Here is a 20,180-nt window from a genome sequence, read left to right as displayed (position 1 = left end):
TCTACTTGGCGTACCTCGCAGCGAGCTTGGCGAGGTCGTCAGCGTCGTCCGACTGCCAGCCATGAGTCACCGCCCATGCGCGAACGGCTTCGGGATCTATCTCAACTCCCTGCTTTTTCAGGGCCTTGAACTTGTCTTGTGCGGTCCTTTTGTCCGAGGGATGCCCTATGCCTGTGGACAGGTTGACGATTCGTGTCAGGCTCTCCAGTTCCTGTTCTAAGGCAGGCGTCAGCAGAAGGGGGGAAACCCCCTCCGCAGGCGCTCCGTCAGACTCGAAAACAGATGGTTGCCAAGTTTTCTCGAACGCCTCCCCTTCGTCACTCAGCCAAGGGACGAAGACAAAGGCGCGAAGTTGCTCCGAGTCGACAACCTTGTCAATGCCGTCCTTGGCAACGTGAAAGCCGATGGCAACGTCGGCTCTTGTGAACTTTGAGAAGGTCTTTACGCTCTCGGTCGAGAATCGGATGCCCTCGACAACGCAGTCTTGTTTCAACAGCCCCTTGATGAAATCCTCGCCAAGCGTGCTTCCAACGATTGTTGTCGCGGCGTTTCCTTTTGTTGGGACAAGCAAGAGGATGTGCTCCAGATTGTTGTCTCTGGCATAACCAACGGCGATCTTCAATGCGGTGCCAACGCTTTGTGTATTTGGGCCATGACTTCTAACCAGGATCATCCGGGTTCCTGCTGACATGATCTGTTCTCCTTATGGCAGGTACACATACACGCCGAGAACATCGGCGGGCAAGTTAGGTTCGACGCGGTAGGTGACACCCTTCTGGCGGGCGGCATCGCGGACGCGGCGGTGTTGGTCGAGCAATTGGTCGCCGCGTTCGTTGGCGACCTGGTTCAGGTGTGGAATGAGAGCCTCGTAGCCTTCGATCACGCTGTTGATCATGGCCTTGGCCTGGCCGAAGGGGACTTCGCGTTCTGCGTCGGGGATCGAATGGAGCAGGTTGGAAGCTTCTTCTTCAGACATCCATTCGGCATCGGCGGCAGCACCCCGGTAGGCAACAAGCTGGCAGTCTTCGGCGAGGAGGGGATACTCCTCATCTCCGCGCTTGGTGAGGATGTGGTATCGGAAGCGAACCAAAAGCAGGGTCGTGCGAACGCTGACGCTGCGGGTGCGGATCACCCCAGCGCGACGTGCGGGGGCGTTTGTTGTCAGAGGATCGAGAGCCGTCGTGAAGATGTGGTTGGCGATGGCTTCGACGGCGCGGTGAGTTCGATGAAAGTAAAGGGTGCCTTCGGGTACGGGGAGTTGGAACTTCGCGGTGGCCTTCAGGCTCCTACCGAAGGACTCGCGCAGAAGGTCGCGCACTTCGATGGGAGATTCAGCGACGGCGAGGTGGTAGGTGTCGTTCTTGATACGGACGGTTCCTCCCACTGATTCGATCGCCGCAGTGACGAACTCGGGAAGGCGCGTGCCGGAGCCAATGGCTTCACGGGCAGCTTCGAGTTCGCGTGCGACCTCGTCCACCTTGATGCCTTCCTGTGCGAACATCGTGCGGGAGCGCTTCTCACGCTCGGAGGCGTTGACCCACTCCTTGTGGAAGGCGTCGCGCTCTGAGGCGAACTCGTCCGGCGCGAAAAGCTCCATCTGGTCCGGGTTGAAGTCGCGTGCACCGCGGAGAAGGAGTCCCTCGAAGATGGCCTCGACCACCTTGTTCGTTTCGGCAGGCACGGGAACCGAGATGCCGAGGGTGCTCTTGATCGTCTGATGTTTTCTGATGAGAACATCGAGCACGATACCGTCGATCTTCGTGTCGGTTCCGTAGTACGTGACGACGTGGACCTGATCCTTCGGCTGACCGTATCGATCTACCCTTCCTTCGCGCTGCTCGTGGCGGGTTGGCGACCATCCGAGATCGTAGTGGAAGACCGCGTCGAAGTGATCCTGTAGATTGATGCCTTCCGAAAGGCAGTCCGTGCAGACCAGGACCCGCTTGTCGCTCTTCGAGAGTTCGAGGATCCGTTCTTCGCGCTCGCTGGGTGGGATGCTGCCAGTGACCGCCGCGACTTCGACAGCTTTCGGCATCATTGAGCGAAGTTGATCAGCAACGTACTCCGCAGTATGGATGAATCGACAGAAGACAATGGGGCGGCTGCCGTCATTGACGAGTTTCTTCAGCAGCTTTGCTGCCTTCTTCAGCTTCTCGTCTTTTTCTCCAGCCAGTGCATCCGCTGCTTTCGCCAAGGCCAAAAGGCGACGGCGGTCCTGAGCCGAGTCGGGCAGCATCTCCATGACATCCGAGCCAGGGGTCGAATCTGTCGTGTCTGCACCTTCGACTTCGGTCGCGTCGAGGATCAGTCGGCGACCAGCCTCATCGATCTCTTCCTGGGACTCTTCGCCGGTAAACCCTGCGCGTGACCGAAGGCTCGCCGCTGCGGAAGCGGGACTGGATGCCAACGATCTGAGCAGGGCGATCGCTGACCACCAACGAATGCGCTGACGGTTAGCGGCTTCGCCGGGAACATGAATGATCTCGCGAGCGTAATCAACGACGCGGTCGAAAAGCTGGGCGTACTCGGGATGAAGCTTGTAGGTCTCTTCCTTCTCCAGACGCGTGGGGAAGTGCGTCGCGGCTTCCATGTAGTTGAGGATGTCGCCCCTGCGCCGCTGGACAAAGTGCTGGGCCAAACGACGACGATGGGCTTCGTTTCGCTGACCTGAGAGATCCTCTGGAAGGTTTGCGAAACTGGAGTCCAGAAGGCAGAGCAAGGAGCGGAAGTTCTCTTCCTTGCCTGTGTGCGGCGTCGCGGTCACCAGCACGATGTGCTTCTCGGGTATGCGCGAAAGCTCGTTGATCAAATCCCAGCGGAGGTGCTGTCCGCTTCGCGTATCACCCGAGTAAGCGCAGGTATGGGCCTCGTCCACGATGAGCAGATCGGGGCTGGTGCGAAGGAACTCGTCCTTACGGCCACGCTGCTTGATGAAGTCCATGGAGATGACGACGTGGTCGTACACCTCGAAGATGGACTGGTGGGCCATGCAGCGCTTCTCCAGGGCGTTCGCGGTGCTGGAGAGAACAAGCTGGGCATCGATGTTGAACTTGCTGCGAAGCTCTTCCTGCCACTGCTCAGCGAGGTGAGGAGGGCAGAGGACGGCAGACCTTCTGATCTCTCCACGATCAAGAAGTTCGCGGGCGATCAGCGCGGCTTCGATCGACTTACCAACGCCAAGATCGTCGGCAATGAGCAGGCGTACAGGATCGAGCTTCAAAGCCATCAGGAGGGGCACAAGCTGGTAAGGCCGTGGCTCGACGGCTATCCTGGCGAAGGATCGGAAGGGACCGGCACTGTTGCGAAAACCAAGTCGAAGAGCATCGCGCAGCAATGAGCAAGATCGATGGTCGCCCAGTTGATCCGCTGTTGGTAGTGCGAAAGAGGCGGGGGTGACTTCCTCCAACGCAGGCAAGAGAGCTGTCGTCTCATCGTCGCGGCCACCGAGGGGTCGCACAGGGAGCAGCTCAAGATCCTCTTCCGATGGAAGCACCACCCACTCCCGTCCGCGTGCCGAAACCAGGGAACCAACCGCAAAAGCGCTCATGATCGATCCTCCAGCTTGCCGAAGACCTCGGGATGCTCGGCGAGCTTCTGACGCCAGTCGTCCTGATGATGGAAACGAAGGACCCAGAATCCGTGGTTTTCCAGGGCGGACTGCTTGTCCTTGTCTCTGCTCTGGCGCTCAGGAAAGTCGTGCGGAGGCCCATCAATGTAGACGGCCAGCGACTGGTCTTCGTAGAAGAAGTCAGGCTTTGTGTGGCATTCCGCGATCAAGTGCTGGGCATGGCTTGGGAGACGCAGTTGGTGAGCTTCCAAGAGGTCCAGCCAGTCTCGTTCGAGCTTGGAATCGCAGTGGCGCTTGAGAGCCTCAAGATGCTGCGTCCGCGTCAGCTCCCCGCTGCTCAGAAACATTTCGGATTTCTGCCACTTCATCAGAACATCGCGAATCGCATGGCGATCCAGAAGTTCGTGGTCGCGCTGGTTGTAGTACGAGAGAAGACAGTCATAGCAGGCGATGGCACAGTCTTCCTTCGCGTTCGGAGCACGCTTTAGGTCATCGCCGCTTGCGGGATCGAAATGGCAGAGTTCCAAGGCGCGTGCAGCAATTCTCGGGAGAGCTGAACGATCTTCGACCAATCGGCGCAGAGCGCCAGCGCCGCCTTCGGCAGCTTCGTAGAGGAGGATGACTCGACGCTGTCCGACGCTGGGTAGTCCTTCGGCAGCCAGCTCGTTGTCTTCCAGATGATACTCCTGCTGGACTGCGCTCTTCATGGCAGCTTGGAGCGAGGCAATGACGGCATCGCCCAAGTCTCCAGTGGGTTCGATCAGGACGCAGTTCCGGCGGTCCTCGACGTAGGGAATGACCTTCTGAACCTTTGGCGTCAGCGGATCGTCCTCATCGTCCTCGACGACTCGGGAGTCCTTGGCCCAGTAGCCACGCTCCGTATCCAGGAGAAAGCCCTTCTGCTTCTCACTGTCCTTGAAACGTGACCAACCAACGTTCATCCGCCAGAGGGTTGCAGCCTGGCCGTACTGGATGGATGCGAGCAGCTCTCCGGATGGGCTCCGCATCTCAGCCATCTTGCGGGATCTCACTCCGCCATACTCGGCAAACCGAACGCCGGAGATGATCTGGTAGCCGAGCCGGAACCGCTCTTCCTCATCACAATTGATGCGATCGCGGCGTTTTCCAACAACGCTCTGCATGCGGAAGAGATTGTCGTAGCAGCGCCCGAGGTGTGAGCCGCAACGGTCGCACTTCTCGGGGCCGGGCTCCTTGCCGAGGGGATGGATGTAGCCGCATGTCTCGCAGACCTTCGCCCGGCGGGTGAGGGTGACTTCACCCTCGTCATCGCTACGCTCAACAGGCAGGATCACGCGATTCACCAGGTAACGCGAGCCCTCGTGGTATATGAAGGATCGAGGACCGAACTCGGAGATCGCCAGAAAGCGCGGACGGGAGAGGAACTCCTCGCGCCCCTTCTTGCCACGCCGCCCAGGGATGTAGGCCGACAGTGGAAGACGTGGGAAATTGTAGCCAGGCAGGAAGCCCTCGGAGGCAAAGTATCGATACGAGTAGAAATCGGACTGGGCGAGGTTCTTGGTATCTACGAGCAGGGATAGCTGCTGCTTCGCTTCGTTGTAGAGGCGCTCCGCCTCCCTCCAATCCTGCTGTCGTGAAGCATCGCGCCGGACCTTGTTCTGCCTCGCCATCTGATCGAGCGCGGCGCGGTAAAGGCCCTTCCAACGCTGGCAAGCGTTCTCGAACTGCTGTGGTACGGCGTTCAGCACGCGTTCAAGCCAGTCCGGGGAGTACCAGTCGGCGTCTTCAAGTTGCCCAGCGACGGAGTCCAGAAGTCGCTGCGCCCGTTGCCGGGCCTTGTTGCGAACAATCGGAGAGTTGAGCCTTTCACGGATGCTCGGGAGTATCTCCAAGGAAGGTGTGTCGCCTGTTACGTCCAGAACATCCGCGAGGGACTTGCCAAGATCCAGCCCTGACTCTGACAGCCAGATGGCCTGGACATGGCTCCGTACCAGGTCTTCGTTGGCGACGTCGAGTTGTGGAGGAGCGACAGCACCCGCCACCATCTGGGTTGCTCGTTTGAAGTAGTAGGAATCATGCGGGCTGCCAGTCGCGCAGTATGTGTAGACAAAGGCCGGTTGTCCGCTTCGACCTGCCCGACCACTGCGTTGTGCGTAGTTCGCGGGCGTGGGCGGCACATTCCTCATGTTCACGACATTCAAATCGGAGATGTCGACACCCAGCTCCATGGTAGGTGAGCAGAAGAGGATCGGCAGATTGCCACCCCGGAACCGTGTCTCTCGATCAATCCTCTCATCCGCTTGCACTTGGGCAGTATGCTCTCGCGCTTCCAATCCGATGAGGTGCTCGGTTGCTTCTCGGTAGAATCGGACGAAAAACTCGTTGGTGCGAAGTCCTTCGTCTGGCTGTTGAGGAACGCGGATCGGATCATGGAAAGCCTCTTCTCCATCACCCACACACCAGAGAATCGCCCCAGCAGAGAGCTGGTAGCCATCGTGTTTGTTACCTGGCGTACGTGTGAGAATTCCTGCCTGGTCACAAAGGACCTTCAGCAAGTCCGAGATGATCGCAGCGGTGTCCTCTGTTTTGCCGATCGGACCTGAGGTAAAGAGCCCTGTGCGCCGAAGGTACTGACCAAACCCACCGCGGGGAGACAGATTGATTACAGCCTCGCCATCATCGTCATTGCCACCCTGTCGGGCGTATACCATCCGGGCCTGTTCGAGCTTCTCGCCTTCATCAATGGACCAGGGTTCGATGAGGTTTTGGCTGCTCTGTTGCTGGATTCGCTCCTGGTAAGAGGCCTTCAGGTAGTCCACATTGATCGCGAGACTGCGGCGAATGAAGTCCAACAATGTCTTGCAAACGAGGAGACGCTCATCGGGCGATGCCGAGACTAGCACTTGATGAGTTCCTTGCCAGATGTCTTCGGCTTCGCAGGCTTGCCGTAGGCTCTGATACTCAACGCGCAACAGACCGCATTGCTCCAGATTCGGAGCGACCACACGCCATCCCCTGCGCAGGTCTCTGTACAGGTGATACCCAATGACCTCGCGGAGCGCCCGGTCGACGGCGTCACGTGCCGCAAATCGGACTGTTGGGTTCTGCGCGTAGAACTCCGGCGAGAGGCCGAGCGCCGTATAGACAGAGTTCGTAAGATCCTCATGGCGAATGCCCGCCGATCCAGCGATCGTGAGGGCTCTCAGCAGTGCTGCACGGATCAGGGACACCAGCACAAAGTCGTTGAAGTGCCCTGCCTGGAGAGAAGCATCCTGGCGGTTGTCGGTGAAGCTGAGGAGCTTCTTGGCCTCATCTGAGAGGTCCTGGTCGATCTTCAAGCGGCTGACGGCACCGAGGGCCAGAATGGTCGTCGCCGTTGACCGGCCTTCCGAACCGAGAGTGGAGAGCTTGCCGTAGTCGGACTTCTGCCGAACGTTGTAGGCAATCTTACAGCTCAGGCAGAACTTGAACGGTGCGGGAATCCAGAGGGCTCGAAGATCCCCTTGGCCTTCGACCCCCTCCGGCGACACGTGGATAACTCTCGGAAGGTGCTTCCTCCGGCTGTACTTGATGACCCGCTTCCCCTTCTTGATCTCGAGCCACTCTTCGGGAACCACGTCGGCAAGTGCCTCTGGATCATCGTCGGGCCATACTCCATGCTCATCGAGATAGAGGTACCCTGGCTCACCGTCGCTGTCATCGAGAGCCGAGTTGAACTGCATCTCCAGGTAGCGAAAACCACCTCCATCCATCTCGATGCGGCGCACAACGTAGTAGTCCTGACCACATTCGCGACAGAATGCCAGCGGCAGCAGGAGCTTGTTCTCATGCCCTTCGATGGGTACTCGCTTCTGGGGGTGGACAGTGATGTACCGTGAGCTTGTCGATTCAAGCGATGCATAGACACTCTCGCCCTTCGCGACGAACTGGTGAAGTCGAAAGGCGAAGACGGGTCGGTCATACTCATCCAGGAGTGTATTCCCGGCAATGAAAGCACTCTGAATGGCTGAGCGGCACATTGAAACATCGCAGCCGGTGATTTCAGCCAGTTGTCTTCCTGCTCCTGCCTCGCCATCGAGCGACCGTGGGGTGGATCTGATCAAGATGCCGGTCTCGGTATCTTTGGTCAGACCGAAAGTGTCTTCGATCCAGCAAACCAGTGAGTCTTCGCAGAAGCTCTCTCTTGTGAAGGCAGGTGTGACAGAACCCCATGAAGTAGCTGAGGAGAGAAGAGAGGCACGCCCAGACGCAGAGGCAAAGTCGCGCTCTGGTGTGGTCCTGCGGAGCGACTCACCAATGACGTTCCCCGGCTTGATGGTCGTGCCAAAGAGCGTCGAAGCGACCTTTGCCACCTCCTCCTTACTTTTCTTTAGAGAAGAGCCTACTGCCAATGTGGCAGATGTTCCAACACACAGGAGATCCTTGGCGTCACATCGATCTCGAAGCCTCCGCACGAGCATGGAAACGTCGGACCCTTGTCTTCCTCGATATGTGTGGAGTTCATCAAGAACGAGAAACCTCAGCCCCTTGGCCGCTTCGACGATGGATGACTCCTGGGGACGCGTCAGGATCAGCTCCAGCATTACGTAGTTGGTGAGGATGATGTCTGGCGGGTTGTCCAGGATGGCTCGTCGTTCGTCGTCCTTCTCCTGGCCGGTGTAGCGCCTGAAAGTCACGGGCGGTTGACCCTCAGGGTATCCGTGGTGGAGGAACTTCCTCAGCTCCTGCTCCTGGGAGTTTGCCAAGGCATTCATAGGGTAAACGATGATGGCCTGTACCCCACGCCCACTCCCACGACGAAGAACATGGTCCACGATGGGTGTGATGTAAGCCAGGCTCTTGCCTGAGCCCGTGCCTGTGGTTAGGACGTAGCTCTCCTCGCGCCGCGCAGCTCGCATACCTTCGACTTGGTGACGGTGGAAGGTGATCGGGCCACGATCCTCATTGGGTGTGGGTTTGCGGCGGAAAATTGATCGGCACTCGGAATGCAGCAGCCCCTCTGAGGCAAGCTCGTCAACAGTTCCACCCGGCTCGAAACCAGGATTGAGTTGGATCAGCGGGTCGGGCCAGAGGTCCCCATCCGCGAGGCTCTTCTCTACGGCTTGCTGAATCCTGGCGTCCTTGATCCGGACAAAGGACTGAATATACCCGCTGTAGTCCTCGATGAGCTGGTCGCGAAAGTTGAAGACATCCATTTAGCGTGCCCCACCCTTCCGAGGTGAATCCTCTTCGCTTCCCTCCGTACCCTCGTCTTGATCCGCGGCCTTGCCGGATCTTGCCCAAGAATCCACTTCTGAAACCTTGAACTTCCACCTTCTACCGACCCTGGCGCAGGGCATCTCCTTCTCGGATATCCACCGATAAACCGTGTCAGACGAGACACCCAGGTGTTCGGTAATCTCCTCCACGGAGACCCAGCGTTCGCTTTTTTCCACGGTTCAAGCCTTTACCGTCGTATCCCTGCGGATACCGGCTTCTTCGGTTTATTTCCTGTTCAAAACGGTGAAGAAGGCGAAAAATGGGTGCAAGCCCATTCGTTTGGTAAACACCACGCAGGGCAAGGCTTGGTGACGCACATCCGCCGCATATCTGCGTCTTCCATGTCTCACTGGGGATGATGATCGTTCGCTGCATGTACAAAGTGCCCATGGCTTTTGGAGCCTGGATCTGCTGCAATGAAGACCATGCCCACTCTGATCATTCCTTGTGAATCAAAGATCGGTCAGAGGATCAGGAGGCCATGCTATTGTGGGATTGGAGGTCGAGAATACCGTCTTCGGTCAATCTCGTACCCCGAAATTCCACACAAGGGAGCAGACACCATGAAGAGTGCTGCAAGCAACAACCCCAAGATCATCAACACCGCCATCGCCATCAACGAGCCCTCTCCTCGAGATCAACAGGCTGGCGAGACTCAGCGTTTGCCTCGTTACGTGCGCATCTACTACCGTCCCTCGGAAATTGGAGAGGCCTGGTACAACATGTTCTACGACACGACCGAAGACATGGCGATGGCCCTTCACGCGGTGAGCAAGCGTAAGTGCTGGGGCGAGGTTGAGGTCCGGAACATCGACAACGATCCCATGGAACTCATCGAGATGGACGAGCATCTTCAGTGGGCGGAGAGCTACATGCAGGGCGCTTACCGGTGGGAGTATCTCAACTACTACGAACACGTTCAGCGGACGGAAAAGCGTCGCCCTGGCACGGTTGCAGAGTTGGCCGCCGAAGGCAGGTCCCACATCAGGGAAGCCCTCAACGCAGGTGGAAAGTAGGCCAGCAAGAGGCTGGTTGTCCGCGCCTCTGTGGATTTCATCGAGGTCGATGAAATCCACAGAAGTCTCCACATGCTGACCGAGGGAACCGGCACGCCTTCGGGGGTGTCGGTCCCCTCTCTCAATCCCCGCCTTTCACTCTCAAGGAGCCACCGCTTCTCGTGGACGGTCATGGACACCCATTTGCTCGTCATTGTCAGTATTGCGGTTGTCAGACAGCATCAGATCGGGGGCTCGGAACGGTCTTCCGACCAACGGGAGCAGAAGAATCAGATTCTACTCTTAGCGGTCACCTTGTGTCACCCGGATCATCGGTTGTTGTCATGCTTTACCCCCGGTGACATTGATCTCGGCGGCTACACGACAAGCCTTGCTCCCCAGCCTAGCGAGAATCGGCGAGGAACATCTCGATCACTTCAAAGTGACGGGGGGTGCGTTCGTGCTTCACTTCATGCACCAATGGAGTAGATTAGTGAAACAACATTGAAGGAGTCCACAGGCATGGTCGGCATCATACTCGAAGGCGAAGCGGCGGTTGATGAACGCAAGCGGCTGCTCAAAGAGGGAAGGGAAGTTCCTGTGGCGTTGCGGGAGCGAGACTCCCAGGGCCGGAAGACAGCGGGCTGGTACCATTTCGGGGTGGGCAGCAGCGGCGGCTGGGTCTTTTGTAACGAGGAGACGGAGGGTGCGGACCCCAGGACTTTCCTCGAATTGGTTCTTCCTCATGAAGTAGCCGATCTTTTTCGCGGCTACCTTGAGCGCATGATGATTCGCCAATGTCTGGCCGATCCGAGTCCGCTGTCAGCGGAGTTGGTCGAGGTCAGCCCTTTTCTTGAGTATGTTGTGGCAGACTTGGATGCCGAATTCAGGATCAAGATTGCCCTTCCTTGAGGGAACATGAATGACATGGACCACTCCGGTCACCGCTGCCTCCCTTGGGTAGGAGCAGATGATCATCTCCGCAAAGTGAGGCTCGTAGCCCCTGAGGCCGACCCATCGAAGGATCTTGGAACTCGGCGTTGTCGTCTTCTTGGCTTCGTCCGCACCATGACTTTGTCGCATGGACAACCCGCACCGATCCCGGCGAGGTGCTTTGGAAGGGCTGCACCCCCTTCTCAGCGATCTCATCGGGCCTGGTTTCCTCTCTCTCCATAGAGCAATTTGCCATTTCGCGACGCTCGCCCTTTTGTTGTAAGACCAGTAAAATCAGCAGACAATACTGAAGAGTCATCATTTTCTCCACAGCGTAGTGGGGCGGGGGTCCTGGGGCCCTGGACTCCTTGGGGCCTGGTGCCTCGTGATGTTGACTGCCCTCTCGGGCGGATTTGCTTTGCGAGGTTCTCCACATCGTCCTCTGTTTCAAGGTCGAAGGGCTTCGCTTCCAGGTGCATGTAGTCGGGCATGAGGCTCTTGTTGATCATGTACTTGATGCAGACTTGAGGGATGACCCTGTCGGTCACCAGGCCATCATGCTCCAGATGCAGGACGGTGACGCCCTCGCCCTTGAGGACGTCAAGAAGATGACCGATGGCGTGCTGTTCGATGCCTGTCAGGATATGTGACAGGGCTCGACGTGACATGGCCCTGCGATCTTCCTCCTTGGATGTAGAAGGAAGGGTGATCTCGATCCTGCTCCCGACTGCGTTGATCAGTGATCCGTACCCCACCTGTACCATTTGGCGGAGCTTGCCTCTGCTCCTGCGCCACCAAGCAGGTTCGTCCATGACTGTGCTGATGGTGTCCTCCAGAGTCCCGGCAAACTCGACGATGTGAATCATGAGCGGCATGAGCCTGTGGTAGCTCTTCCGGGCGGCCCAGTAGTTGTCCTGATGGTGATCGAGGAGTGTTGCCATGATGGCTCCGGAACTGCGCTTGCCGTCTTTGCTGCGCCAGAGTCCAGGCCCGGTGTTCGCACCATAGAGCGTGGCGAGAATGCACCGTTTCACGACCTTGCGCGGCAACTCAGCGGCCTGAGCAATGCGGTCGTAGGCCGACTTCAATTTCAGGAGATCACGTACCCCGAACAGGCCCCTCTCCTTTTCGGCGTCTGTGGCCTGAAGGCCTTTGACCATGAGGTGGTAGTGCTCTTGGTACCCGGCATGAGCGTTGATCTCGCCCGCGAGAGCCACTGCCGCTGCAATGTGGCAGCTCTTGAGGTCGGAGTTGATCTGGTCCGTACCGATCAAGAGAGCGGCCTTGATGCACTCCGGGAGGCCCTGAAATCCACTGTCCTTCTCATACCAGCGCCCACCGCATTCCACCCGATGGTATACTGGAATGTACGAGGCCATCCCCGGTTCGTTTCTGCTAAACCGGAAGCTGGGCTGACTCCGGATACCCTGAAGACACCTGATCGCCTGTATGGCGCGTGCGCGGTGTCTGGGAGAGGTCAGGGCTTCAGCAATGCGCAGAAGATCATAGGCTCTCGCCAAGCCCGCGGCCCAGTTGACCTTGGCTCTGCCGGTGCGCATGGGCCGCCCACTTCTCCTCTTTACCTTCGGTGAGCGTTCAAAGCGCCTGGTCTTGTAGCTCTCGCCATCGATGACGTTGACGCACGAGTTCTCGTCCATGTGTTCCAAGCAGAGCCTCAAGTAGTTGATGAGGAAGGTGTTGTCCAGTTTGAACCGGCGGCATTGCCCCTGGACATCGGCCTCAAGGTTTCCCTGAACATAATGCTCCCATCCAGGGCGGAGCAGGCCGATGGCATCGAGATCGTAAGGGCTGATGCCGATCGAACGCCAGACGGTGTAGGGGATCGCCACTCCGATGTGGAGGCCATGAGCGATTTTCTCGTGCGTATCGAGACAGAATGTACCGTAGAGGATTTGCGCGAGACCACGCATGGTTCGGACATCGCCATGGCAGATCTCAAGAAGGTAGTCGCGAGCGGCCTTTGGTTGGTACCAATACGGGAGGCTGTATGCAGTAGTCATGTTGGTCAGTCCTGTCTGAGATCACCAGCGGGCCCTCGCCGGGACCGACCAAGGGCGACGAAGGCCCGCTGGCACTCTTCATATCAGGGTAGGGCATCTCTTGGTGAGTCGATGCGCTGCCCTCCCTCTATCTGTGTGTTGCGGGATGGAGTTCCTGACGGGACCGGCTCGATTCCAGAAGTGCTTCCCCATGCAAGCTTCGTATTGTCGAACCTCTTCGCGCTTCATCTCGTGTAACGTTGGGAGCATGATTTCGCGATCCTGACAGTTTTCCCTTTTCGAGCGCGGCACGTCGAAATCAACGTTTCCTTGTTCACGTCGAGAGCAGATTCGTTCGTACTCGTGCATGCCGGATGTTGAGCCTCGAACTACAGGCGTCGGGGCGTGTTGGAATCTCAGTGTTCTCCTTGTGGCATCAACGTAGCGAATACTCTAATCAAGCGAATCGCCAGACCCGAAGGGCCTGGCGATCCGTTGCAAGTGGGGGGGGGATTCAGCGTTGTTACAGGTGCGGGGGAGTCACTTCCTGACCCGCCCTGAGTTCGGCAAAACGGCACAGCATTTCGTTGAGGTCTTCCTCAACTCCCATGCTGCTGAGCATGGTTTCAAGCCAGTCCTCAGTCCCGTCGTCGAAGTTCTTCTGGATGGTATCCAACTCGCGCTTCTTTTCCTTGATAAGCACCGGGAGGATGCGGACCTGCTCTTTCTCAATTGTGCGCATCTGGTCGAGGAGATCTTCGAGACGCTCCTCACCTTCCTCGGAGATGCGATCCAAGGCCTTTGCCAAGAGGAGGTTGGTCGCGTCCACAACCAGATCGCGAAACTCTTCCTGCTGTTCGTCGTAGTCTTGCTTCAGGGTCTGAAAATCCATGGTCGGATTCTCCTTCTCGTGAAATGCGAGGGCGCACCCTCGCTCCACTGTAGGGCAGATAAGGAATCTCGTTTCAGGGCCCCCTTCATCGATTCCCTGGTCGGGGTTGTTGGTCGCTCTTCGGACCAGGCGGACTTTGAATCCGGAATAGTAGCCCACGGAAGCAGGAAGATGGAGAAGCAGATTTGCTGCTCATCTCCGTCTTCATGGTCTTGCACTTCCGACTATCTCTCCGGGGTCGTAAGCGCTGCCAGCCAAGAGGTAAGGGGACGGTTCAAGAGTCGTCGTTGCCTCGAAGCTGTTCCATGAACCTGACTCTCTTCTTCTCCCTACTCCGGGTGCCATTGGTCGCGTTGTTATAGCTCCTCGCCTACTTCACGTCTGATCGATCTGGGGATGGGTAGACTGCGAAAACGCTGTTTTAGTGATGCAGATCTGCTGCATATATGCGTCTTCATTGTATAGCTATCCGTGCCCAATCGAGCAGGAAGGTGAAGAGCGTGAGATGGTGGGATCGAGGTCAAGACACGGCCTCAGAGTCATCGGGCAGAGCTGCCTCGGTGACCACATCTCAATTAGGAGCACTGAAATGAACAGTGAATCCAAGAGCACGAACTGGAACATTGATCCCGAGGAAATCACCGAGGGGATGCGCCAGTACCCAGTAATCGACATCGAATATCCGCGGGAGTGGACCAACTGGGGTGGCGAACCCCGCTACCTGTGGCACAACTGGGACGACTCCAACCCCATCCATTGGGAAGAACTCCTCGTCTACGACCTCAACTGGGATACGTGTCCCCCTATTCCCATGGGGCGAGTCATCAAGAAGGACTTCCATTGCATCTGGCACCACGCCGAGATCTTCGTAACTGACAGCGAGGCCTACATTTCGGGCTGGAACTATCACTTCTTGGCGGCCCCTGGTGAAGAGCCCACCATGAGTAGCCCGGAGGTTCCCGTCGACTGGTCAGGGTTCCTGGAGGCTCTCTTTCGCGCCCTTGCCAACGAGGTAGACGATGATGAGGAGCGGGTTGAGGAAACGATGAGCAGCCTGCTTGGAGATGGGGTGAGGGTCGTCGACCTTATCAAGGCCCTCCGTGATCAGTAGAATCCGGCTGGAACAGCAGTTCATCCATTGGAAGGCCGGGGCACTGTCTCGGCCTTCTTCCTTTTCTTGCGGGCTGTCGAGTAGAGGCGCGTATCTGCTGCACATGTGCGCCTTCATTCCCTTCATCACGGTACCACAGGTGTGGCTGCCCCTTGGTTCACCGAGATGATGCAGGAGTGGGCCCTTGACTGTAGGCGCTGTTCATGAAGGTCACGGGGCCCGGTTGAAGAAGAGCGAACATCGGTCAGAACTGTTTAGGGCCTGCGATGATGGACGTGGTGGCCGCCAAGGCCATCGCACCTTCAATCACCAGGTACCTGACCATGATCGCCTCCGGTCCCAGAATCGACCCGCACAAGCTCTACACGAGGGACGAGTTGGAGGAGCTTCTTCCCGCCACTCTTCTGCGATTGATCATCCCAAAGACCACTTCCATCGATGGCCTCTTCTCTGGTCGGCAGGTGGACAATCTGGTCCAAGGTCTCTATGATGAGGCTTCCTGCGGGGAGCAAAGAGCGCACAGAACCACTTCAGATGAGAAGAGCGCTTATCTCACTCGCTCCCAAGTCGCTGAAATCTTGAAATCATCGCCAAAAGAAGTGACAAAGATGGTAGAGGCAGGGAAGCTACAGGCGATCGACCTCAATCAGGGAATGGGTAAGAAAAAGAGAGCGCTGCGATTTCTACGTGAGTGGGTTGAAGACCTGGAAGCCCGCCAGGCCACTTCCTCAGAAGTGCAGCCAAAGTCCAAGTTTCGCTTTGCCCAGAACGGCTTCCTCCGAAACAAGTAAAGGCCCCCTGGGAATCCTAGAGGCCTCCGAGTTGATGGTTTGCAGTTCAGTTGCTGCTTATCCGACGAACTTCACCTTCTTGATCTGGGAATCCGTCAGAGCCTTGATCCTGTGGAAGTACCTCATCGTCATCTGAATATTACGATGCCCAAGCCAAAGGGAGACAGTGGTGATGGGCACGTCATCGTTCAGGCAGGTCGTCGCATACGTGTGGCGGAAGCAGTGCGTGCTGACGCCTTCCCCTGTATCGCCGACAATTCCCAAGGAGTCGAAGAGCTTCTTGAAGTCATCCCTGACATTCTTCTCCTCGAACTTGGTGCCCGAGGAAGTTTCAAAAACGTACTTCGCGCTGGGAAACTCTTCCCTACGAACGCGGATCAATTCCGCAACCGTCTCATCCATGGGCACCTGACGCCGAATGCCCCACTTCGGCTTCCAGCCGTCATGCGGCTCGATGTAGATGCGGTTGTACCGGACCTGATGAAAGGTGAGGTTCGTCAGCTCTCCCAGGCGAAGGCCGGTGCGATAGAAGACGATAATCATTTCCCGAACGACCCGGTAGTTCTTGGTGAAGTGCTTCTTCAGAGCTTCTTCATCCAGTGACAGGAGAATCTGGAGTTCTTCCTTAGTGAAGATGGTCATGGGCTTCGAGTCGTCCTCCGGAAGGAACAGATCATCATTCCTACCCTTCGATGCTGCGGGATTCTTGTCGATCAGTTCCTGATCCAGCGCCTTGTAAAGCATCGCCCGCACATCACAAAGGTAACGGTTCGTCGTGCGACTCTTGTAAGGGTCGCCGTTGGCCTTCCGACGAGCAGCCAACTCGTCGCGGAAGTCTTCGATGTGCGCACGCTTGATTTCGTCGAGGTATTCAAGGCCATACCGGTCGCAGAATTCCACAAATGTGTCGATGGAGAGACGGACGTTCTGCTTGTTGCGCCCACAGTGCTTGTTCCCCAACTCGACCTTGTGAAGGTGACGATTGGCAAAGTTCGCGATCGACAGGTCCTTCGCGGCTTCGGCCAGGGTATCCTCGATCGAGCCAGAGGCATTCAGCACAGCGGCAAGGGCTTCCTGGGCAAGACGCTCATGCGGGCAAGCTCCCTTGTGGCGGGGCGGGCAGGTGCAGAGCCCTTCATGCACCTTCTTCCGCTCGCGTTTTCCTTCGGCATTCTTGAAGTCCAGATACCATGCGACGCCCTTGCACGTCTTCTTCTCGCCGGTCTTCGGGTTGATGTAGGTGTGGCCGGTACCCTTTACGGGCTCGGCGTAGTACTTGGGGTGGTAGGTCTTTGCCATGGAGGCTTCTCCTTGTTTGAGATGCCTCCACAATAACAGTGTATCTGACTCTCTGCTCGATCCTTGGGCCAGCCGCGGAAGAGGTCTTCTACCGAAGAGTCACGTCTCCTCTTCTTCGTGATGATGATCTTCGGGATGAAGACATCCCCTTCATTGGGGGTGGTCTTCGAGACCTTCTGGAAGAAGACCTTCACCCGCATGCGGTTGAAGAAGAGCTTTTCGCAAAAGTGGTCTTCCACTCGGGCGCAGATCCCCGGAGCCCTTCCTCGAAGGAAGTCCTCCTTCACAGAAGGCGGCGCACCATGAAGGTCCTGGAAGACCCCTGCAATTGAAGGGGATTCTTCGGGAAAGGGCGTGTTCCAGCCCTCCCAGCCCGCCTTCTTCTCTTCGGCACAGATGATCATCCAGCAGAAGGTCGGGAAGAAGATCTCTTCATGTAAGAGGTCTTCTACTACCGAGGTCACACCCAGGGAGAAGACCGTGAGGGCATTCTCTTCATTGAGGAGATCACCATCGATGAAGACCTGCACCCAGGAGAAGGGGAGCCCAATGGTGCCTCGGACGATGCCCTTCTTCGCGGAAGGGCATCCTCTGGCGACATCAGTGATCGCCGACCAGAAGAGGGGTTCTACTCGAAGAGAGTGATCAGACCTGTGTTCCGGGCTTACGCCCTGGCTGGCGGGAATCATGACGGGACACGCGCTTTGACCGGAGACCGGCGTACCCTGACACCCCAAGATCGTCAGAATATGTCAGTATCTGTCAGTAGAGGCCTTGGTTTCAGGCCTTCCGAGGTGCCCCAAATGAGCTGTAAGTTGAGGAAAATCAATGGAGCGGGAAACGGGATTCGAACCCGCGACCCTCAGCTTGGGAAGCTGATGCTCTACCAACTGAGCTATTCCCGCTCGACTGGGATTGGAATCGGCTCGCGGGGGGGCGGATGTCAAGGGTTTCCACCTTGCCGGCAGGGGGCCAGCGCGGCTTGGGATCAGTACTTCACGAGGACCTGGCGGACCTTGGCGGTGATGCGATCGGGCGCGGGGAGCGTCATGTTCGGCAGGCGGCGACCGTCGAGTTCGAGGCTCGGGGTATCGTCGGTCCGTTCGTAGCGAAGTTCATAGACCTGTCCGCGAAAGGTGCGCCGGGCGCTGAATCGATCCCAATCCCGCGGCACGCAGGGACGGACATGAAGACCGTCGAAGTCGGCCTGCAGTCCGAGCATTCGGTCGAATCCCGCGCGCAGAAGCCAGGCGGCGTTGCCGGTGAACCATGTGAAGAAGTTCTGGCCGCAGCGGGGGTGCGAGGGGCCGCAGTAGTAGTTGCCGGTACAGTACGGTTCGCTGGTGCGGCGCGCATCGAAGTTCTCTGGGTTTGTCGGCAGCAAGCGTGAAAAGAGATCCGCACCCGCGTCGCCATCGCCGGCAATGAAGTCTGCATAGATCGCGAACGCAACGGCGTGTTGATAGATCGAGCCGTTCTCGAAAGTCCCTGGCTCGAGGCGGGCAATACGCCCGACTTCGTCGGCTTCGTCCACGTAAGGAGGCGCCAAGAGCGCTGGCCCATAAGGCGTTTCGAGCTGTTCGCGAATTGCAGCACGCATGCTGTCGATTCGTTCTTCATTGGCCAGCCCAGTGAACATCGCCCAGGTTTGTGCGTTCAGGTGAATGCGTCCCTCGCGGTTCTTATGACTGCCGATCGGAGCTCCAGACCCGGTGAATCCGTAGACGTACCATTGCCCGTCCCAGGCGTGTTCGAGGCACTCGCGCAGTTCAGCGGATCGCGTCTTCATGACCTGGGCACGTTCCGTGGCGCCGATGTGGTCGAACAGTTCCGCCATCAGGTTCTGTGCATGGAACACGGCCATGGTCAGCCACGCGCTGACTGCGTCCCCACTTTTTCCGATGCCTTCCAGCGCATCGTTCCAGTCCCCGTCTCCGGTCAGGCACAGGCCGTAGCGACCTCGATTCTTGTAGAGCAGTTCCATTGCTGCCCAGACGTGATCGATCAGGGGCGTCTTATCGTCAGAATCCAGCCAGGGAATTCTCTCGTCGAGCACTTCAACATCGCCGGTTTCTTTGATATAGTCGACGAGTGCCATCGCGATCCAAGATCCGGAGTCCATAAATGCGCGCAGGTCGTGCTGGTCATCCACGATCGAGTAGTTGCGCGGGCAAACGCCATCCCCGCAGACGTGCGCCAACGTGCGCAGCAGAAACCGCTTTGCCATCGCGGGATCGAGCAGGGAGTACCCCCACGTGTCCTGCAGCGTGTCGCGGAATCCGAAGAAGCCACTACGGACAAAGCGGAATGTGAGGAACAGTTGATTCTTCAGCCACACGTTCAGAAAGGCTTCGATATTCTTGTCGGGCAGCGTGCAGGCGATTCGCTCCTCTAAGAGCCTGCGCTCCTCCAGTACGCGCTCGCGTTCCGATGTGAAGGTCGAAGGATCGCTGTATTTCGATCGAATCCCTTCAATGAACCCCTCGGTCGAATCCGCGCCGGCAAAGACGTGAAAGGTCGCCGCCTCTCCCCCACCGAGTTCCAATTGCCCGCCCAATCGGCAGAGGTTGAAGACGAAAGTGCGCCCGTCTTTGCGCTTCTCAACCTGGTCGATACACTCCGCCTGCAGGTCCTCTGCGGACACGAAGACTCCGTATAGGGGAAGCGGCAAGTCCGGATTGTCGACGCGCGCCGTCACGGCGCTTCCTTCACATGCTGCCTGCACGCCTTCGCCCGGGGTCGAGAGGTACGGAATGCCCTCCTCTGCGGTGTGAATGCCAAAGCGCGCGAACGTCCATGTCTGCTCGAGGCGAAGGCGCAGGCGACGGGTCGCGCTGCCGGTGTTCTCGATGCTGAGGCACCAGCATTCTCCGCAATCCTCCGATGGTACGAAGAGTTGCATGTGAACGCGCACGCCATTGTGTGTCGCCTGCAGTTCGGTCATTCCCGGCCTGTGGATGCACTCCACGTTCTCCGCGTCTCGAAAGGCCTGCCACTCCTGGCCGCTTTCCTCATCGCGGAGGAGAATCTCGCGGCCATCCTGGAACTCACGGGGCAAGTAGTCGATCTCGTGCTCGTACTTCGTCACGCGCAGCAGCGACGAGTGCAGCCACGTGAACCCCAACCCGATGTTGGAAACGCAGGCGGCGAACTTCTCGTTGCAAAGGTAGTTCAGCCAGGGGCGAGGCGTATCGCGGTCCGTGATTTGGTAGGCTTTTCCGTTTTCGATAAAGCTGCCAAACGAACGACTGCGATCATGATACTCCTTCTCGGTGCAACGGTAGGAGGAGGTGTCGCAATCGTACTGAATTTGTGGGGTGTCCATAGAGATAGCTCTCCCGTAGGCTGCTCGC

Annotated in this window: 13 protein-coding genes and 1 tRNA gene; 4 read left to right on the top strand and 10 right to left on the bottom strand. The window is 57.8% G+C overall.

Annotated features, from left to right (window positions below; translation table 11 throughout):
* Position 1 precedes the first annotated feature (1 nt).
* The 4 genes from KQI84_14425 to KQI84_14410 are packed head-to-tail and all read right to left on the bottom strand — an operon-like array spanning position 2 to position 8,982.
* Positions 2–691, bottom strand: coding sequence for a hypothetical protein (locus KQI84_14425; protein MCB2156070.1), 690 nt, complete (start codon positions 689–691; stop codon positions 2–4).
* A 12-nt stretch (positions 692–703) separates the two neighbouring features.
* Positions 704–3,547, bottom strand: coding sequence for a DEAD/DEAH box helicase (locus KQI84_14420; GenBank protein ID MCB2156069.1), 2,844 nt, complete (start codon positions 3,545–3,547; stop codon positions 704–706).
* Positions 3,544–8,742: a DEAD/DEAH box helicase gene (locus KQI84_14415; protein MCB2156068.1), complete on the bottom strand. Its 5,199-nt coding sequence runs from the start codon at positions 8,740–8,742 to the stop codon at positions 3,544–3,546. The genes KQI84_14420 and KQI84_14415 overlap by 4 nt, the downstream gene beginning before the upstream one ends.
* A complete protein-coding gene (locus KQI84_14410) occupies positions 8,743–8,982 on the bottom strand; it encodes a helix-turn-helix domain-containing protein (GenBank protein MCB2156067.1) in 240 nt (79 codons plus the stop codon).
* A gap of 387 nt (positions 8,983–9,369) precedes the next feature.
* Here KQI84_14410 and KQI84_14405 point away from each other — a divergent pair, with 387 nt between their 5' ends.
* Both KQI84_14405 and KQI84_14400 read left to right on the top strand, forming a co-directional pair.
* Complete coding sequence (locus KQI84_14405; GenBank protein ID MCB2156066.1) at positions 9,370–9,822, top strand: hypothetical protein; 453 nt, start codon at positions 9,370–9,372, stop codon at positions 9,820–9,822.
* A 501-nt stretch (positions 9,823–10,323) separates the two neighbouring features.
* Entirely contained in the window at positions 10,324–10,713 is a 390-nt protein-coding gene (locus tag KQI84_14400; protein MCB2156065.1) for a hypothetical protein, read from the top strand.
* 233 nt (positions 10,714–10,946) lie between these two features.
* On the opposite strand, the gene KQI84_14395 is transcribed toward KQI84_14400, so the two are convergent.
* Both KQI84_14395 and KQI84_14390 read right to left on the bottom strand, forming a co-directional pair.
* Positions 10,947–12,665, bottom strand: coding sequence for a hypothetical protein (locus KQI84_14395; protein ID MCB2156064.1), 1,719 nt, complete (start codon positions 12,663–12,665; stop codon positions 10,947–10,949).
* Between the two features lie 592 nt (positions 12,666–13,257).
* Complete coding sequence (locus KQI84_14390) at positions 13,258–13,626, bottom strand: hypothetical protein (GenBank protein MCB2156063.1); 369 nt, start codon at positions 13,624–13,626, stop codon at positions 13,258–13,260.
* 589 nt (positions 13,627–14,215) lie between these two features.
* Between KQI84_14390 and KQI84_14385 the strand changes: the two genes are divergently transcribed.
* Together KQI84_14385 and KQI84_14380 are read left to right on the top strand one after the other, a co-directional pair.
* The gene (locus KQI84_14385) at positions 14,216–14,737 is read left to right on the top strand and encodes a hypothetical protein (GenBank protein ID MCB2156062.1); all 522 of its coding nucleotides are present in this window, start codon (positions 14,216–14,218) and stop codon (positions 14,735–14,737) included.
* A gap of 266 nt (positions 14,738–15,003) precedes the next feature.
* Entirely contained in the window at positions 15,004–15,528 is a 525-nt protein-coding gene (locus KQI84_14380; protein ID MCB2156061.1) for a helix-turn-helix domain-containing protein, read from the top strand.
* A 57-nt stretch (positions 15,529–15,585) separates the two neighbouring features.
* On the opposite strand, the gene KQI84_14375 is transcribed toward KQI84_14380, so the two are convergent.
* From KQI84_14375 to KQI84_14360, 4 genes are all read right to left on the bottom strand, one after another.
* Positions 15,586–16,827: a tyrosine-type recombinase/integrase gene (locus KQI84_14375; GenBank protein MCB2156060.1), complete on the bottom strand. Its 1,242-nt coding sequence runs from the start codon at positions 16,825–16,827 to the stop codon at positions 15,586–15,588.
* A complete protein-coding gene (locus KQI84_14370) occupies positions 16,785–17,516 on the bottom strand; it encodes a hypothetical protein (protein ID MCB2156059.1) in 732 nt (243 codons plus the stop codon). Before KQI84_14370 ends, KQI84_14375 begins: the two co-directional genes overlap by 43 nt.
* A 140-nt stretch (positions 17,517–17,656) precedes the next feature.
* Positions 17,657–17,732 (bottom strand) — tRNA-Gly (locus tag KQI84_14365).
* A gap of 83 nt (positions 17,733–17,815) precedes the next feature.
* Positions 17,816–20,152, bottom strand: coding sequence for a hypothetical protein (locus KQI84_14360; protein MCB2156058.1), 2,337 nt, complete (start codon positions 20,150–20,152; stop codon positions 17,816–17,818).
* Positions 20,153–20,180: the final 28 nt, after the last annotated feature.

It is taken from the genome of bacterium, from assembly GCA_020444065.1.
Lineage (GTDB): Bacteria > Sumerlaeota > Sumerlaeia > SLMS01 > JAHLLQ01 > JAHLLQ01.
This window is presented reverse-complemented; position numbering and strand designations above follow the sequence as displayed.

Bases quoted from the DNA above. Each gene is read 5' to 3' on its own strand.
- KQI84_14425 (MCB2156070.1), bottom strand. From the start codon at position 691: ATGTCAGCAGGAACCCGGATGATCCTGGTTAGAAGTCATGGCCCAAAT.
- KQI84_14420 (MCB2156069.1), bottom strand. From the start codon at position 3,547: ATGAGCGCTTTTGCGGTTGGTTCCCTGGTTTCGGCACGCGGACGGGAG.
- KQI84_14415 (MCB2156068.1), bottom strand. From the start codon at position 8,742: ATGGATGTCTTCAACTTTCGCGACCAGCTCATCGAGGACTACAGCGGG.
- KQI84_14405 (MCB2156066.1), top strand. From the start codon at position 9,370: ATGAAGAGTGCTGCAAGCAACAACCCCAAGATCATCAACACCGCCATC.
- KQI84_14400 (MCB2156065.1), top strand. From the start codon at position 10,324: ATGGTCGGCATCATACTCGAAGGCGAAGCGGCGGTTGATGAACGCAAG.
- KQI84_14395 (MCB2156064.1), bottom strand. From the start codon at position 12,665: ATGCGTGGTCTCGCGCAAATCCTCTACGGTACATTCTGTCTCGATACG.
- KQI84_14390 (MCB2156063.1), bottom strand. From the start codon at position 13,626: ATGGATTTTCAGACCCTGAAGCAAGACTACGACGAACAGCAGGAAGAG.
- KQI84_14385 (MCB2156062.1), top strand. From the start codon at position 14,216: ATGAACAGTGAATCCAAGAGCACGAACTGGAACATTGATCCCGAGGAA.
- KQI84_14380 (MCB2156061.1), top strand. From the start codon at position 15,004: ATGATGGACGTGGTGGCCGCCAAGGCCATCGCACCTTCAATCACCAGG.
- KQI84_14375 (MCB2156060.1), bottom strand. From the start codon at position 16,827: ATGGCAAAGACCTACCACCCCAAGTACTACGCCGAGCCCGTAAAGGGT.
- KQI84_14370 (MCB2156059.1), bottom strand. From the start codon at position 17,516: ATGATTCCCGCCAGCCAGGGCGTAAGCCCGGAACACAGGTCTGATCAC.
- KQI84_14360 (MCB2156058.1), bottom strand. From the start codon at position 20,152: ATGGACACCCCACAAATTCAGTACGATTGCGACACCTCCTCCTACCGT.